The 17,212-nt window shown below is 62.3% G+C and carries 9 protein-coding genes; 4 read left to right on the plus strand and 5 right to left on the minus strand.

Translation table 11 applies throughout. The features are described 5' to 3' along the window. Positions 1-108 precede the first annotated feature (108 nt). The 5 genes from IAE77_RS04715 to IAE77_RS04735 all read right to left on the minus strand — a co-directional run bounded on the left by IAE77_RS04715 (position 109) and on the right by IAE77_RS04735 (position 4,024). Positions 109-2,211, minus strand: coding sequence for an acetate--CoA ligase family protein (locus IAE77_RS04715; RefSeq protein ID WP_294222590.1), 2,103 nt, complete (start codon positions 2,209-2,211; stop codon positions 109-111). A gap of 66 nt (positions 2,212-2,277) precedes the next feature. Continuing rightward, a complete protein-coding gene (locus tag IAE77_RS04720; protein ID WP_294222593.1) occupies positions 2,278-2,706 on the minus strand; it encodes a hypothetical protein in 429 nt (142 codons plus the stop codon). A gap of 204 nt (positions 2,707-2,910) precedes the next feature. Beyond that, entirely contained in the window at positions 2,911-3,600 is a 690-nt protein-coding gene (locus IAE77_RS04725) for a nucleotidyl transferase AbiEii/AbiGii toxin family protein (protein WP_294222596.1), read from the minus strand. Beyond that, a complete protein-coding gene (locus tag IAE77_RS04730; protein WP_294222599.1) occupies positions 3,569-3,859 on the minus strand; it encodes a hypothetical protein in 291 nt (96 codons plus the stop codon). Before IAE77_RS04730 ends, IAE77_RS04725 begins: the two co-directional genes overlap by 32 nt. A gap of 3 nt (positions 3,860-3,862) precedes the next feature. After that, positions 3,863-4,024, minus strand: a complete 162-nt coding sequence (locus IAE77_RS04735; RefSeq protein ID WP_294222602.1) for a hypothetical protein — start codon at positions 4,022-4,024, stop codon at positions 3,863-3,865. On the opposite strand from IAE77_RS04735, the gene IAE77_RS04740 reads away from it, so the two are divergent. The 4 genes from IAE77_RS04740 (at position 4,023) to IAE77_RS04755 (ending at position 17,208) form a co-directional block, all read left to right on the plus strand. Next, positions 4,023-5,249, plus strand: coding sequence for a DUF5722 domain-containing protein (locus IAE77_RS04740; protein WP_294222605.1), 1,227 nt, complete (start codon positions 4,023-4,025; stop codon positions 5,247-5,249). The two genes, IAE77_RS04735 and IAE77_RS04740, sit on opposite strands and share 2 nt — an antisense overlap. 21 nt (positions 5,250-5,270) lie before the next feature. Continuing rightward, positions 5,271-6,428 (plus strand): acyltransferase family protein, encoded by a 1,158-nt coding sequence (locus IAE77_RS04745; RefSeq protein ID WP_294222608.1) that lies wholly within the window; start codon positions 5,271-5,273, stop codon positions 6,426-6,428. 299 nt (positions 6,429-6,727) lie between these two features. Then, positions 6,728-7,600, plus strand: coding sequence for an AraC family transcriptional regulator (locus IAE77_RS04750; protein WP_294222611.1), 873 nt, complete (start codon positions 6,728-6,730; stop codon positions 7,598-7,600). 245 nt (positions 7,601-7,845) lie between these two features. Then, on the plus strand, positions 7,846-17,208 hold the full coding sequence (locus tag IAE77_RS04755) for an autotransporter-associated beta strand repeat-containing protein (protein WP_294222614.1): 9,363 nt from the start codon (positions 7,846-7,848) through the stop codon (positions 17,206-17,208). Positions 17,209-17,212 lie beyond the last annotated feature (4 nt).

Raw genomic sequence — 17,212 nt, forward strand, 5'->3', positions numbered from 1 at the left:
ATCGCCCGAAACCCCTCGCGCAAATGGCAAATCAAGCGCGTAGGCGCGTTCACCAGAACGCGAAACCACGGACGCAAACACCCGCCCAACCCGCTCTGGCGAGCGGGCCTACTGACGCACCACGACCCGTGCGTCCAGCGCCACAACACCTTCGGCCGAGGTGAGCAGCGGGTTGATGTCCAGCTCCACGATGCGCCGTTCCTGATGCACCAGACGTGCGAAGCGGACCAGCGCCTCCTCCAGTGCCGCAAGGTCGGCAGGTGGACGGCCGCGCACACCTTTCAGCACCTTGAAAATCTTCGTCTGCTCGATCCAGCGGCGTGCCAGGGCACGATTCAGCGGCGGCAGGGCCAGCGCACGGTCCTGCAGCACCTCCACCAGCGTGCCACCGGCCCCAACCAGCAGCACCGGGCCGAATTGAGGGTCGGTGCTGGCTCCGAGGATCAACTCGGTGCCCTGCCCCGTGATCATCCGCTGCACCGTCACGCCCTCAAATGCCGCGACGTCGTGTTTGGCAGCCACATTCGAGCGAATCGTCCGCCACGCCTGACGCACAGCATTCGCATCCCGCAGATCGAGCATCACGCCGCCGCAGTCGCTCTTATGCGTGATGGTGGCGGACAGCAGTTTGACCACGACAGGAAATCCGATCGCCTCCGCAGCCGAGACGGCAGCATCCTCGTCGTAAGCCGCACGGGTTTCGACAATGGGAATGCCGGCGACTTGCAGCAGTTGTTTCGCCTCCAGCTCCGTCAACAGCGTGCGGCCGCTCTTCAGCACGGCATCGATCATGTCGCCCACCACCGGCAGTTCCTCGCCTTCGTGCTCGGCATGCGCCTCGCGGGTTTCGCTCAGCCATAGCAACCTCAACCGGTGCTCGCGCATGCGCACGAAGGCCAGCGCGGCCTCGTCTGGATAATCATACGTGGGAACACCGGCCGCATTCAGGATGCCGCGGCCTTCATTCACACTCTGGGCGCCCATCCAGCTCGCCAGCAGCGGCTTGCCGTTCTCCTTCACGACATTCACCAGTTCCCGGGCCGTGGCGGTGGGATTTGTCATGGCCTGCGGCGTCAGAATGGCCAGCACACCGTCCACAATCGCGTCATTCTTCGCCACACGCAGCGCGGTGGCAAAACGGGCCGCGTCCGCGTCTCCCAGCACATCCACCGGATTGTGATGGCTCCACGATTCCGGCAACACCTCGTCCAAGGCATCAAGCGTCTCGTCGGAAAGCGGTGCCACCTCGCCACCGCCGAGCACGAGCGCATCCGTCGCGAGCGCTCCAGGGCCGCCCGCATTCGTGACAATCGCCAGACGGGGCCCGACCGGAAGCGGCTGCTTCGCCAGCACCTCCGCCATGTCGAAAAGCTCCTCAATGGTGTCCACACGCAGCACGCCGCTTTGCCGCAGAGCCGCATCCAGCACCGCATCGCTGCCCGTCATCGCGCCCGTGTGAGACGCCGCAGCCTTCGAGGCCTCCGCCGTGCGGCCGACCTTGATCACCACGATCGGTTTGTGCGCCGCCACCTCACGAGCGGCTTCGAGAAACGCCGTCGCATCCCCACCGACCGATTCCATGTACATCACGATGCTCTGCGTGTGCGGATCGTTGCCAAAATGCCGGATCAAATCGCCCCAGCCCACGTCCGCCATCGCTCCGGTCGAAACGAACGCACTGAAGCCGACATGCTGGTCGTGGCTCCAATCGAGGATGGCCGTGCAAAGCGCCCCGCTCTGGCTCAGGAAGGCCACGCGCCCAGGACGAGCCATGCTGCTGGCAAAGGTGGCGTTCAAACCCGTGTGCGGATTCATCAGACCGAGACAATTCGGCCCGATCAACCGCACGCCATGCCGTTTCGCCGCCTCCAGTGTCTGTTTTTCCAGATCTGAGCCCTGTGCGCCGGTTTCCTTGAATCCAGCCGAGATCACGACCACCGCTTTCACACCCGCCACACCGGCATCTTCGACAATTTGCGGCACGGTTGCCGCCGGAGTCACCACCATCACCAGATCCGGCACCTCCGGCAGCGCGGCGATGTTTGGGAACGCCTTCACACCGAAAACCTCCGACCGCTTCACGTTCACCGGAAAGACCTTGCCGCTGAACAACCGCAGATTCTCCCAAATGGCCCGCCCGACGCTGCCCTCCCGCTCGGTGGCTCCGATCAAGGCGACGCTGTGAGGCTGGAAGAAGGAATGGAGAGACATCGTGTGATACTACGAGTGGAGTGGGCGAAGTCTCAGCACATGTTGCTCACAAGTTGGCTCAACCTGTTATTGTCCACGCACCGGCTTCGTCAGTGTTGGCACCGGAGTGTCGCCGTGCATGATTGGCGGCAAACTGTCGATAGAACACGGCAGTCCACGCGCCTTGCGCTCCTCAGCATGGCGATTCATCCACTGATCAGCGAGATCACTTTGTCCATGCCTCGAATACCATTCAATCAAGCCAAGCATGTACTCCATGTCGCCCTTCTGCGCTTCAACCAAGGCTTTGTCAAAATCAGCCTCATCGTAAAGCAATGTCTTGGATCCCTTTGGAGGCAGCAGCAATCGCCTGCCTGATGGTGATAGCGTGGAAGCATTCTCAACAGCAACCACCTGTGGCTCTTCAGGCTCTCGTATGGAAGTAAACAGCCAGCAGTTCAGCGCTGTGGCACCAAGAACCAGCACGGCAAGCATGATGAACTGCGAATACTTCATGATCTCATTATAAGACGAACTGGAAGAAATTTGAAGAGGCTTTGTTCCAACCTCAACTTCAAGTCAGATCATCGTTCCCCTCCCCCCGCACAACACGACCCACAGGTCACATAGCAGTCATCGCAGATGGTCTCGTCTCCGAATTTCGACGCGCCCGGCCTGCCGCAGCATTCACAGGCAGGTTGAATTGATCCACGGCTTCCATTACTCCCGTGAATCGAGAATCTCATCCAGCACGCGCGCCGCTAGTTCCATGCATACGGCGGCGACGGCGTTCCAATCATGCCAGCGTGGCGCGAGGTTCTTGTATTCGGCAAGATTCGTTCCTTCCAGATCGAAGGGCTGGGGCGTGGCGAGCTGGATGGCGAGCTGTTGCAGAGGCGATTCGCCGCCGGGTTGGGGATAGAGCGCGTCAAAGGAGCGCAGCGCCTCCACCGCCGCTGGCAGGCCGAGATGAACAGCCATCGCCACGAGGTCCACATAGTCGCGGGTGGCGTTGCGACGCAAGATGAGCACGGCCTTGATGCGCAGCATTTCCGCCGGTGTGGGCAGGCACAGCGTGTCTCCAGCCACCGCGATCTCCTGCGTCTCCAGCGGTGCCTCGCGAATAAGCTGGCGGATGCCCGTCTCGATGCCATCCAGGCTGCCGAGGATGAGCACCGGTCGGTTCACCCGCGCCGTGAGCCAGCCTGCCACGGACTCGAGATCCGCCAGGACTTCATCGAAGCGCTGCCGCAAATCCGGAATGACATGGTCCGCATCACGCGAAAAGCGATGCTGTGCATGCACAGCGGCAGCCGTCCCGCCCACAAGCACGGCATGCGGCACGATCTGCTGCAACCGCGTGGCGGCGGAGAGCACTTCATCCCACGGTGGCAGAGAGTCGCTGGACATATTTGTTCCAAAAGCTCAGGCGCTGGGCGTTTTCCTGACGCGGCTCGCGGGTGAGACTGCCACACACGCGGCGGATTCGCTCCCTCACCTCTGCATCGCGATGCGCCGCACGCCGCAACGCCACCCAATCACGCCAGCCTCCACGGCGGATGATGTCATCCACGGCGGCGGGCGTGAACTCCTGAGACTGGAGGTGGCGGTGCTGCATGATAGCCGGAGTATCGCCACCGCAGGCCGGAATGGCAACGGCCAAAGTCATGCCTTACAGCTCCTCACCTGCACAACACGATCCACACGCCACGTAGCAGTCATCGCAGATGAACTCGTCGCCAAACTTCGACGCGCCCGGCTTGCCGCAGCGGTCGCAGGCAGGTTGTGGTTGCTCCGAGGCGGGCGTGGGTAGGATGGGCTCGTTCTCGCTCATGCTTCGACTTTTCCTCTCCTGCCTCATCCTTGCCACGATTGCCAGTGCTCAAAACGCCGACCCATTTCCCAAGCCGCCGAATGTGAAGGGCATCCAGGTGCAGATGACGGATGATGCGCTGGCACTGGGGATTCATCATGCGACGATCAATGTAAACATCACGGCGCTGTATTCACCGAAGTCACAGCCCGCCAAAGGCGAGTTCGTGTGGAATGAGAACTACCTCGCGTCGCTCGACCAGCAGATCAAACCCCTCTCGGATGCAGGCGTGGTCGTTTACCTGATCATCATCGCTTATCCGTCGAAGAATCCGGCGATCAACGCGGTGACGCTGCATCAGGCGCACCGGAAGGATCTCAAGTTCACCGTGGGTGCGCCGAACACAACGAACGGCTTCTTTTCCGCGGTGATCGGCATGCTGGCGGAGCGTTGGAGCGGTGCTCACCCGGAGCATGGCCGTGTGTGGGGCTGGATCATCGGCAACGAGGCCAATTCGCACTTCCTCTGGAACAACCTGGGCCTCGCGCCACTCGAAACGGCCGCTTCAGAGTATGAAAAGGCAGTGCGGCAGGCGCAGCAGGCGATTCGCCGGCATTCGCAGCAGGCGCGGGTGTATTTGTCCTTCGATCATCACTGGAGCATCGGCATGCACAATGTCAGCGCGCAGGAAGCGGTGCCAGGACGCGACTTCCTCGACACCTTCGCGCGTCTGGCCCGCGAGCGAGGCGACTTCGACTGGAACATCGCCTGGCATCCCTACCCGGAGAACCTGGGCAATCCACGTGCCTGGGCGGATCCGAACGTGACGCACGATGACAGCACGGTGAAAGTGACCTTCAAGAACCTCGACGTGCTGCCAAAGCACCTCGAAAAGCCCGAACTGCTCTTTGCCGGCAAGCCGCGACGCATCATCCTGAGCGAGCAGGGCTTTCACACGCTGCTGACGCCCGATGGTGAAAAGCTCCAGGCGGCCGCGTTTGCCTACGCCTGGGAGAAAGTGCTGACGCTGCCGACGATTGACGCCTTCATCTACCATCGTCATGTCGATCATGCGCACGAGGGAGGTGTTCGTTTCGGCCTGTGGCGGAACAAGCCGCACTCCGTCGTCGAACCGCACAGCACGAAGCTGATCTACGATCTGTTCAAGAAGGCTGGCACAGCCGAGTGGCGTGCGGCGGCCGATGCGCTGCTGCCGGTGACCGGTTTGAAGGCGTGGAGTGAGTGAACGCCTCTGCTGAAGCCTCGTATGTCATCGCCTACCGATCGCATCCACGCCTTGGACAACCTCCGGGCGGCCATCATGTTCATGGGCATCACGCACCACTCAGCGCTGGCCTTCACCGTCACCCCGCTGCGGTGGATGATCCAGGACCGGAGCACCAGTTTCGGCTTCGATGCGATGGTCGCGGCCGGCGAAGGCTTTCGCATGCAGATGTTCTTCCTCCTGGCCGGATTCTTTGGCCGAATGCTGATGGGACGTATGAGCTTGAAAGGCTTCCTGTGGCAGCGGGGACAGCGGATCGGCGCACCGTTCGCCCTCAGCCTGGTCACGCTCGTTCCGGTCTCAAACTTGATCTGGAGCTGGGGGGCGAATGCGCAGAGATGGGCGTTTCCCAGCACGACTTCGGACTGGCTGGGCCTGTTCAGCACGCCGGGCCATCTCTGGTTTCTGGAGATGCTGATCATCCTCCAGGCTGGTGCCGCAGTCTGCGTGTGGACAAGATACCCCGCACCGTCCCGCAGCCGGTGTCACCGGCTGGATGCGGCCTTTGACTGGCTGGTGGCGCATCCCTGGCGTCTGTGGGCTCTACTGCCAGCGACGGTGCTTTTGATGTGGCCGAGTCCGGCGCCCGGCCAGGTGCTGGCCAAAGGTGCGAGCTTCTGGCTGCCGGTCCACGCGGTCAGTTACTACGGACTGTTTTTTGTCCTCGGCTGGTGGCTGCACCGTCGCCCAGGGGCGCTGGAAAGACTCTCTGCCGGATTCAAGGGGCACCTGTCGCTCAGTCTTCTGTCTTTCCCTGCGTTCGGCCTCGCGCTGCTCATGCGGCCAGCTCCCGATGATCCTTGGTTCATCGCGTTCAAGGTGTTCACCTTGCTGGCGGCATCACTGTTCGCATGGGCCACCGTTTTTGCGATGACGGCCTGGTTCATGCGTCATGCGAACTGCCATCGGCCACTGATCCGTCATCTCTCGAACTCGTCCTACTGGTGTTATCTCGTGCACCTGCCGTTGGTTCTCTGGCTTCATGGCGTCACGGCCCCCTGGAACATCAATTGCTGGATGAAATTCGGTTTCGTGGTGCTGGTCACCACGGCGGCTTCATTGCTGTCCTACGAGTGCTGTGTCCGACGCACCTGGCTTGGCTGGCTTCTGAACGGCCGGAAGCAGGCGGCGGCCGCGTGATGGAGGCGCCGCATGCGCGCCTTTTGTCGTGGTCTGATACAAAAATCGCACATGCGTGTCCTGATATGACGAGTGCGATGCGGCATCTGAGTGGTGGCACGCATGTTGCGGTTCCGGCAGTCACCCCCAAAACACCTCCAATGAACGACCTGTTCCCTCGCACCTTCTGACCGGCCCGGCCCGCGCCTTCGCGCCCATGCTGGATTCGCACAGCGGTCCGGCACCCCCCTCTCTCTTCGCAGCCTGAATGAGCGGCGCAAGGGCCAGCAACCCGTCGGGTCGAGTCCAGAGCAAAGACGATGATACGCATTGTCGAAAAGCCCCCGCCCATCGCGACCACTGAACTGGTGGCATGCGGCATCGTGCGCGGGCCGGATTTCGGCTGTGAATGGCATCATCATCCCGAATGCGAGATCACGCTGGTGGTGAAGGGCGGCACGGAGCGGCTGGTGGGCAACCGGATCACACCCATCACACCCGGGGACCTGGTGTTCCTCGGTGCGAACGTGCCGCACGACTACCGGAACCAGGCCACGGCGGATCATGCGGCGTCTGACGAGGTGGAGGCCATCGTGGTGCAGTTCCTGCCACGCCTTCCCGGCCAGGAGGACTGGTTGCACCGCTCCTCAATGAAGCCGGTGCAGCGCCTGTTCGAGCGGGCCGCCCAAGGGCTGGAGGTGCATGGCATCACGCGGCTGACCGCCGCGCGCATCATGCATGACATGCCGCGGACCCAGGGCATGAAGCGGGTCATCCTCCTGCTGCAGTTGCTGGATCTTCTGGCCAACTCCGAGGAGGTGAATGAGATCTCATCAGCCGCGATGCCTCTGCCAAGACCAGGATCCGGAGACCGCCTCGGTGTCGTCTGTGACTACATCGAGGCTCACCTGCCGGAGCCCATCTATGTGGAAGAACTCGCCGTCATGGTGGGGCTTGGCAGAAGCGCCTTCAGCCGCCTGTTCAAGCGCGGCACAGGACGCAGCGTGCCGCAGTATGTGAATGACCTGCGAATCGCCCGCGCATGCCTGCTGCTGGTCGGGACCGACCTCACCGTGAGCCAGATCGCGATGGACTGCGGTTTCGTGTCGCCGGCTCATTTCCAACGTCAGTTTAGAGAGCATCAACATTGCACACCGCTGGCTTACCGAAGCCAGATGAGCTCGAAATCGTGATGCCATGTGCATTCAGTGCACAAATAGCGTCTTCTTTGCGCGATTTGGGGACTGCATGAACGGAAGGATGGTCCCCCATGTGCTTAGAGAAGCGGAGCTGACGTCAGCTCACTATGAAACACTTCTCATTTGTCTCTGATTGGCTTCTTGAATCACGGGAATGCGCCAAACGGCTGATGAACCTTGGATCGAAACGTACGATCTGTTTTTTTCGCCGCGACTTTCACTTTCCAATCACCGCCGTCTTGCTGGCCTGCCTCTCGCTGTGGAGCACGCGGGTCACTGGAGCAACGATCTACTGGGACGGAGCAAACACGGGAGATGTGAACAACGTTCTCACCGGAGCCAATCTCGGTGGAGACGGCACTTGGGACAATCTGACGACCTCCAACTGGTGGGATGGCCTTTCAGCCAGTGACGTGCCGTGGAACAACTCAAGCATGGACACCGCTGTTTTCTGGGGTTCGGCGGGCACGGTCACGCTGGGTGAACCCATCACGGCGGGTGCGCTCCAGTTCAAGACCTCCGGTTACACACTTGATGGCAGCAGCCTTGCCCTCGCGGGCACGGGTGCCATCACGGCGGAGCTTGGCACCTACACCACTATCTCATCCCAGCTCAATGGCACCAACGGGCTGACTCTGGCTGGAACGGGCTCATCCGGGCGCGGAACGGTGAGACTCACCAATGACTCCAACAATTACACGGGAACCACCTCGATCAACAGCGGCACCCTAATCATCACCAACGACGGCCAGCTTGGCAATGCCACCAACGCGGTGGTGATCAATGGCGTGCCGACTGCGGGACTTGCCGGTGGCAGCCTCCTTCTGGCAGGCAGCACCACCGCCTCTGGGTATGCCACCGCCGGCGTCACTCTGGGGGCTTCCCGCAGCCTGACCATGATCGGCGGTGGTGTTGGTTACGCCAATGGCACTCCCCCGGGCAGTGGCTCTGCGCTGGTCAGCGTTGGGAACAACACCATCGCCGGACAGTTCACCGCGACGCCAACGACCCTTGGACTCGCCACAGGTGCCGTTTCCGGTTTCGGGGCTCTGACCCTCTCCAATCTCTCCGTCACCGGCACGCCGGTGACTAATTTTGTGAACTTCGGCTCCAATGGCAGCATCGGCGGATATCGGATCTATGGCGTTCTCTCTGGGACAGGCAGCATCAATAAGACCGGGGGTGGCACCCTCATCTTGGCACCCACGGTCGCGACGGGTTTTTCGGGGACGATTCGTGTGACCGCCGGCTCCGTGCGAGTTTCAAATCTACAGGATCTAGGCACCAATGTGGGCACAGGCCTGAACAGCTTGTTTGATCTCAGTGGTGGCGTATTCGAAGTCCGCGCCGACACCTTTGATGCCAGCACCAAGGGGTTTGCCTCGCGTGCCGCTTCCACGCTGTTTGTGGACCATGCCATCGGCAGCTCCGCGATCAATGGCACCGTCACCTTTGGAAATTTTATCGGCGGTGCCAACACGGTTGCCACCTTCAACTCGCGCAACGGTTTTAATACGACCTTTAACGCTTCCACTGCCACACCCACCTCAAGCGCCACCAGCTTGGGAATCACCAACAGCGGCAATGGTCTGGTGACCATCATTGGCAACGTCTGGGGGCAGACGGTCGCCGCGAACACATTGACAGTCACCGCCACGGGCAACATCGAGTTCACCACGGGCATCACCGCCACCGCAGCAAACACGACCAATCAGTTCATCAAGGCTGGAACCGGCACATTGACCATTTCGGGGGTGGCCTCCACCTTTGTCAGTCCTACCTCCGTCAATGCCGGAACCTTGGCGATCACCGACTTCCGCTCGCTCACATTGGCATCCACGCAGAACATCAACCTCGGTGCCACGACCGTTGCTGCGACGCTGAGCATCGGCACCACCACGGCTTCCACTGCGGCCGGCCTCACCGCCGCCGCCAACCGCGTCATTAACTTGGCAGGCACCACTGGCGGGGCGACGATCAATGCCAACCAGGCCTTCGCGGCCCCGGTGATACTCACCGCGCCATTCGCGGCCACGGGAGTGGGTGCCAAGACCCTGACCTTGGGCGGCACGAGCACGGGCGGTTCGGATGCGACGCCCAACACCATCAATGGCGCGATTGGGAATGCCGCAACAGCCTTCGCACAAACGGCGAACTCGGCGAGCGGTGCCACCGTCCTCACATTCGCGAGCACAACCGGAATCGTGGTAGGTCAACATGTGGCTGGGACGGGTATCGCGGCGGGCACAACGGTGACCGGCGTCACGGCGACCACGGTAACTCTCAGCCGGGGCACCTCGGCGGCTCGAACCACAGAATCGTTGAATGTTTCAAATGGCGGCGGTGCGGCAGTCTCACTCACCAAGGCCGACGCCGGCGCCTGGCAGCTCGCCGGGGTGAACACATACACCGGCACCACCACCATCACCAATGGCACCTTGAAGATCAAGGCCAACGCCGCCGCATCGACGATCATCGCGGATGCCTCCGCCATCACCTTCGGCTCCAACGCCGTCACGCTCACCGCAGGCGGCACGCTGGAGTTCATCGGCATCTCCGGTTCAGCCACCACGGAGACCCTGGGTGCCCTCACTCCCACCGCAGGTGCAGGCAAAGTCGTTTTGACCAGCGGTGGAGCCGGCGCGGCGGCGAATCTCACCTTCTCCTCCTTGGGCGCGACAACCGCAGCATCGAGCGTGAACTTTTTGACCTCAGGAGGCGGCGGCGGGGTGATAACGCTGACAGGGCAGGCGGCCACCACGGCGACGACGCTGCCAGGCACGGCGAACTTCCTGGGCCATCTTTATGTGAACGGGGCGGATTTTGCCGCCATCAACGCCTCCGCACAGGTCTTCACCCCGACGTATGGCACCACGGCGGGATTCGTGCTTGGCGGATCAGCGCTCACGGCTGCCAGTCACAACTGGGTTGATGCTGCCATCGCCTCCCAGGCGGCGGTTTCCGTCACGTCTTTGAAAATGACCACGGCCAATCTAACCCTGGCGGGAAACCTCACGCTGAGCACAGGCGCACTGCTGCAGACAGGGGGAAGCGCGACGATCGATGGCACGGCTTCAGGCAAACTTATTGTTGGAGGAGCTGCGGGAACCAACATCGCCATTCGCGTGAACGGCGCGTCTGACACGCTGACGCTCACTTCAAATGTGAACATCGGCTCCGTACAGACGGGCGGCCTCACCAAGAACGGCGCAGGCACGCTGGTCATCGCCGGAACAAACGCCCAGACCGGCGCCACCACGATCAATGAAGGCACAGTCCAGCTCTCCGGGGCCAGCGCCCGCTTGAGCGCCAGCAGTGTTGCCACCGTCCTCCGTCAGGGAGCAACCCTCGACCTCAATGGACAGTCCACTGGCGTGGCCATCGGATCGTTCGATGGCGCAGGCACGGTTACGAATAGCGGCAATGGCACCGGTGCTGCGGGAACGCTCGTTCTCGGCAACGCCACGACGGGCGCAGGCATCTTCTCCGGCGTCATTCAGGATGGCATCGAAGAGGTTGATGGGGTGACCAGAGTCAGCGTGACCAACGTCAGTCTGACCGGCACGACAGGCAGCCCGACTTGGAGCGGACTGAACACCTACTCGGGTGTGACCACGATCGGAACCGGATTGGCGACCACTGCGAAGCTCGTGAACGTCACCAACCTTGCCAATTACGGCTCCGCCAGCAGCATCGGCAAAGGCAATTTGACTCTCAGTGATGCCAACAACGCTGGCAGCCTCGTTTTGGGCGGACTCGCGACGGCAGGCATCGCCTACACCGGCACCACCTCGGTGAGCATTGACCGCCTCTTCACCTTGAACGGAGGCTTTGCTGGCGCGGGCGGTCAAATCGCCAACAACTCAGCCAACAACTCAACGCTGATCATGAATGGTGTCAGCACAAGCAGCAACAACCGGCTCTTCTTCGGCGCGGGTGCGACAGTGGCCCAGACACTGACTCTTGGCGGCAGTTCAACAGGTGACAATCTGTTTAACATCAGGATCTCGGACAATGGCCTGCTCGCCACAAGCCTCAACAAGATCGGCGCCGGCCTGTGGATTCTTGGGAATGCTGGCAACGATTACACGGGGACCACCACGATCGGCAGCACCACCCTCGCTGGTGGTGTGCTGCAAGCGCAGGATGGTTCCACACTCCCGAACGCCAGCTATCTCCTGCTCGGCAGCGGCACGACTGGCGGAGGTGTCTTCCAGACCACCGGCAGCTTCACGCGCAGCATTGGTACATCGGCAGCGGCCAATACGGTCACGCTCGGAGCAGCCACCGCGACCTCGGCGGCCATGGGGTTTTCGGCCGGAAACAGCAAGCTGACCATCGCTTTTGGTGGCTTGGCATCTCCCACGGCTCTGACATGGGGGAGCGGTGGCTTCATGGGGGTCTCGGGCACATCGACCGGAGCCTTCGTTCTGAATTCGGTCTATTCGCTGGATGAAGTCGAGGTTCGCAATGCCATCAATCTCAATGGGGTGACGCGCACCATTCAGGTGGATGACAACACCAGCACCTTCACCGACTTCGCCACCATCACCGGCGTCATCAGCAATGGCACGGGCACAGCGGGCCTCACCAAGACGGGCGCCGGCATCTTGCAACTCCTTGAGGCCAACACCTACAACGGCCCGACATCTGTGACCGCAGGCACGCTGGTCGTGACCTCGCTGGGCAGCAGCACGGGGAGCGGTGGCACTAGCATTGGCATCGCGGGTGTCGGCGTGGACACCCTCGCCCAGGCCCTCATCCTTGGCAACGGCAGCACCACGGCGGGCCTGCTGAACTATGTGGGTCCTGGGGAAATCAGCGACCGCTACATCCAGATCAACACCACCACCGGCAGCACGCAGATCATTGCGGACGGCTCCGGGCCGCTGGTGCTGTCAAATCTTAACAACGGTGCAGCAGGTGCCAAAACTCTCTTCCTGCGCGGTGCCAATACCTTCGCCAACGAGATCAGCAGCAACCTGTCCGACAACGGTGGGGCCTTGGGCATCTCGCACGACTCGGCCGGGACCTGGATTCTCTCCGGCAGCAACAGCTACACCGGCACAACCACCCTCAGCCTCGGAATCTTCGGTGTCGGAAGTGATTCCGCCTTCGGTGGATTCGGGGGCACACCCGGCACGCTGTCGATCACCAATGGCACCTTCTTCGCTTCCGGTGGGGATCGCACGATTCGCAACAACGTCACCTTTTCTGGAACGAACAGCACCATCGCAGCCTTCGTGGGCGAAAACAGCCTTACCTTCACCGGCAATTGGGCAGATGGCACCACCACGAGCTCAGGTCGTTTTCTCCGCAACAACATCGTCAGCGGCAAGACCCTGACCCTCAATGGCAACTACGTTTACACCACCGTCACCAGCAGCGTCAGCGGCGGGGTGGCGATTGATGGATCGGGCGACACCATCATCAATGGCAACATCAGTCAAAATCCAGGCATCACCGGCAACACCTCCGCCGGTCTGATGGGCGTGGTTTACGTGGGCACAGGAAGCCTGACGCTGGGCGGCACCGGCAACAACTATCTGGGAGAGACCCGGATCTCCAATGGCACGCTGAAGCTGGGGGCCAGCGAGGTCATTCCGGAAACCGTGGTCACCGCGGCGGCCACCACCACGGCAGCCTCGTCGGCATCCACCACGGTCACGGCTCCCACCGCGAGTCTTTATCCTGGCATGACGATCATCGGCGGCAGCGCGCCTGCCATCATCAGCTCCATCACCAACGCCACCTCCTTTGTCGCCAGCGTGGCCCAGACGATCAGCAGCGGGACGAACCTCACCTTCAGCATCAACCGGGGCAACGTGGTGCTCAACCCCGCCACCGGTGTCACCGCAACCTTTGACCTCAACGGATTCAATGAGACGATCAGCGGCCTCACCGCCACCTCCGCGGGCAATTCAGTGATCACGAACACCGGGGCCAGCCCCGCCACGCTCATCTTTGGGTCCAGCAACGCGGCCGTGAACATCAACAGCACCGGCGGCGGTGCCACCACCATCACCAACACCGGCGGCGCACTGTCGCTCACCAAGATCGGCACGGGCACAGCCACCATCGGCAGCGGTCAGACGCTGACCTACACCGGCGCCACCACGGTGACTGGAGGCACGCTGACCATTGCATCCGCTGTCAATCGTACCACCGCGCTGAGTGTCACTGGCTCTGGCAGCATCCTCAATCTCAACGGCCTCATCAGCGCCCCGGCCTCGATCAGCAGCGTGACCGTGGGTGCGGGAGCGTTCCTGAGCTTCCTCGATGGCGTGGGCACGCCGCTCTCGAGTCTGGGCACCTTGAATCTGGGCGCGGGCTCTGGCATCGCCACCCTCAGCCTGGATGTGGGCACCACCTCCGACACGCTCACCACCAGCGTCGCCGCGGCCATCGCCAACAACATCAGGATCAACATCGGCGCGGGTGCTGGCCTCCTCGACAACACCGCCTACGATCTGCTCGTGGCTCCTAGCGGCCTGGGCTTGCTCAGCAATTACATCCTGGGCAGCCAGCCCCCTGGATACTCGACCGGCACCTTGAGCATGGTCGGCGACACCAAGCTTGTTTACACCAGTGGCGCGGCGGTCGTCGGCAGCCTCTACTGGAACAACACCCAGGGCACCGGCAGTTGGGCCACCAACATCAGCGGTCTGACGAACTTCACCACCGATCTCGCCGGCACCACCGACGGCACCTACATCCCGGGCCCTGCCACCACGGTGATCTTTGGCACCACGAACCCCACCACGCTGCCAGGCACCTCTTTCACCACCACGCTGGATGCCAGCTTCACCGTCGCCGGCCTGCAATTCACCGCAAATCCAACTGGCGTCACCGCCTGGACGATCAACGCCGGCACTCCCTCCACCAGCAGCCTGACCATCAATGCGGACGGCATTTCGGTGGCCAGCAACGCGGGCGTTGTCACCCTGAATGCTCCGGTCATCCTCGGCGCGGCCCAGACGTGGAGTGTGAATGGCGGCGGGGCCAATTCATCCCTCGTCATCGGCGGAGCCATCACCGGTAGTGCGGCAGCCACACTGGCCATCACCAGTTCCGGCACCTCGGGTGTGGTCAGCATGAATGCGGCCACGGGTCTCAACACCTACAGCGGCACGACCACGGTCAGCGGCGGAGGCATTCTCCAGGGCGGCGCCACCAACAGCTTCAGCACCAACTCGGACTTCGTCATCAACGGCACCGGCGTCCTGCGCTTGAACGGGATCAGCAACACCATCCGCTCTCTTTCTGGCTCGGGCACGGTGCAAAACAATCACGCCAGCACTGCGGCCACCCTGACCGTCGGTGGCAGCAATGCGAGCACCACCTTCAGTGGCTCCATGGTCAATGGCGGCGCGGGCACCCTGGGCCTCACGAAGGTGGGCACTGGCCTGCTGACGCTCGGCGGCGCCAGCATCTACACAGGCACCACCACGATCCAGGGCGGCGGCCTGCGGATCACCGGATCGGTCAACAACAGCCCCACTGGAGCGGGTGGCACTACCAGCATTGGCAACACGGCGGGGATGTCCGGTTTGGTGATCATGCCTTCCGGAGGAAGCCTCACCACCACCAGCATCACGGTGGGCAGCACTGCGGGTGGCACCGGCAGTTTGGTGATTCGCGGCGGTGCGGTCACCACGACCACCACCGCGACCAACACCGGCATCAGTGTAGGCACAGGCGGCTACGGGTCTCTTCTCATCTCAGCGGGATCGCTCACCGTGAATCGTGTGAGCCTCTACAACAGCGCCGCCGGCACGGGCGTCCTGCAAATCTCGGGCGGCACTTTGACGAGCACGGAGCACATCATCCTGAGCAACCTCCGCACAGAATTCACCGTCACCGGCGGAAGTGTGATCCATAACGCCGCCTCGCAAGGCCTGAACATTGGCTACAACCTCTCGGGCACCACGGTGATGAACATGGCGGGCGGCAGCGTGGATAACACCGGGCGCCTCGTCTCGTTTGGGCTGCTCTCCACCGAAAGCCCCACCGGCATCCTCAACCTGGGCGGCGGCACCCTCATCACCAACGCGTTCACGGTTGGCACCACCGTTGCCGCCACCATCAACTTCAACGGCGGCACCTTGCGGGCGGCGATTGACTCCACCTCGTTCCTCCCGTCCAGCAGCAGGCTCAACACTTACGTGAATGGAGCCTTCGGCACGTTTGCGGGCGGCGCGGTCATCGACACGAACGGCAGAAGCATCACCATCGCTTCCAGCCTGCTTTCTCCCGTTGGCAGCAGCGGCGTCAGCGGCCTCACTCTGGGCACCGTCGGCAGCGGCTACATTGGCGCCCCTTACGTGGAGATCGTCCGAGGTGCCGGGGACACCACCGGCAGCGGGGCCACCGGTTATGCCACGATTGATACCGACCCTGCCAGCCCCACCTACGGCCAGGTGACCAGCGTGGTGCTCACCAACCCCGGCATGAACTACACCGCCACGCCCACAGTGAATCTCGTTGGCGGCCTGGGGGCGGGCGGAACCGCCGCGGTCATCACGGCATCGGGCCTTGCGGCGAACACCTCCGGCGGCCTCACTAAAAACGGAGCGGGCACTCTCACCCTCACCGGGGCCAACACCTACAGTGGCGGCACAGTGGTAAGCGCTGGCACCTTGACGGTGGGCACGGGAGGCACACTGGGGGCCAGCACTGGCAGCCTGGCGGTGAACAACCCGAACACGGGAGCAGGAACTGCCGTCGTCCTCAATCTCGCCGCCGCCGTGGACACCACCGTCGGTTCCCTCAGCGGAACGCTTGCCACGCCGGGCAGCGGTGCCAACACCGCTACGATCAACAGCCAAACCAACCGCAATTTCACCGTCAATCAAACAGCTGATGGCACTTATGCGGGGGTAATCGCAGGCGGAGGCAGTCTGACTTTGGGAAGCCTCAGCACCCACACGCTGACGCTCACTGGCACCAACACCTATACCGGAACCACGACTGTCAGTGCAGGCTCTCTTCAGGTCGGCAATGCTGGCACGGGCAGCACCGGCACCGGGGCCGTCACGGTCCAAAGCACCGGCGTTCTCCTCGGCACGGGCGTTGTGCAGGGCTCCAGCTTCACCGCACAGAGCGGCTCCGCCGTCCAAGCCGGTGATGGCACCGCCCAGTCCAACTATGGCACGCTCAACTTCATGCCAGCATCGGGTGCAGGCAGCTTCGATTTTCAGTCTGGCAGCACCGTGGTGTTGGGCATCGATCCAAGCGGCACCTCAGACCTGCTCAACTTCATTGGCACTGGTGCGAACACATTGCTGTTCAACAGCAATCTCGCAGTCACTGCCGTTGGCTTCACTCCCGCGACCGAGCAGATCTTCAACCTCCTCGACTGGTCAGGTCTCGCCACCGCGCCAGCATTCGACACTCGTTTCAACTACACCGGACCTCTCCTTGGCAACGGTGATGAAGCCGGCGGACTCGATCTGCCGGACATCGCCGGCTCTGGCTACGCCTGGGACATCAGCAACTTCATCACGAACGGCAGCATCGCCATCGTGCTCGTGCCTGAACCTTCACGCCTGACGCTGGTTGGCCTGTGCCTTGCTCTGCTTCTGATCAAACGCCGACGTTAATCCC

The sequence above is a fragment of the Prosthecobacter sp. genome (assembly GCF_014879935.1).
GTDB lineage: Bacteria > Verrucomicrobiota > Verrucomicrobiia > Verrucomicrobiales > Verrucomicrobiaceae > Prosthecobacter.

What these genes read in the sequence shown, in the direction of transcription:
- IAE77_RS04720 (WP_294222593.1), bottom strand. Translation starts at nt 2,706, where the DNA reads ATGAAGTATTCGCAGTTCATCATGCTTGCCGTGCTGGTTCTTGGTGCC.
- IAE77_RS04730 (WP_294222599.1), bottom strand. Translation starts at nt 3,859, where the DNA reads ATGACTTTGGCCGTTGCCATTCCGGCCTGCGGTGGCGATACTCCGGCT.
- IAE77_RS04715 (WP_294222590.1), bottom strand. Translation starts at nt 2,211, where the DNA reads ATGTCTCTCCATTCCTTCTTCCAGCCTCACAGCGTCGCCTTGATCGGA.
- IAE77_RS04740 (WP_294222605.1), top strand. Translation starts at nt 4,023, where the DNA reads ATGCTTCGACTTTTCCTCTCCTGCCTCATCCTTGCCACGATTGCCAGT.
- IAE77_RS04735 (WP_294222602.1), bottom strand. Translation starts at nt 4,024, where the DNA reads ATGAGCGAGAACGAGCCCATCCTACCCACGCCCGCCTCGGAGCAACCA.
- IAE77_RS04725 (WP_294222596.1), bottom strand. Translation starts at nt 3,600, where the DNA reads ATGTCCAGCGACTCTCTGCCACCGTGGGATGAAGTGCTCTCCGCCGCC.
- IAE77_RS04750 (WP_294222611.1), top strand. Translation starts at nt 6,728, where the DNA reads ATGATACGCATTGTCGAAAAGCCCCCGCCCATCGCGACCACTGAACTG.
- IAE77_RS04745 (WP_294222608.1), top strand. Translation starts at nt 5,271, where the DNA reads ATGTCATCGCCTACCGATCGCATCCACGCCTTGGACAACCTCCGGGCG.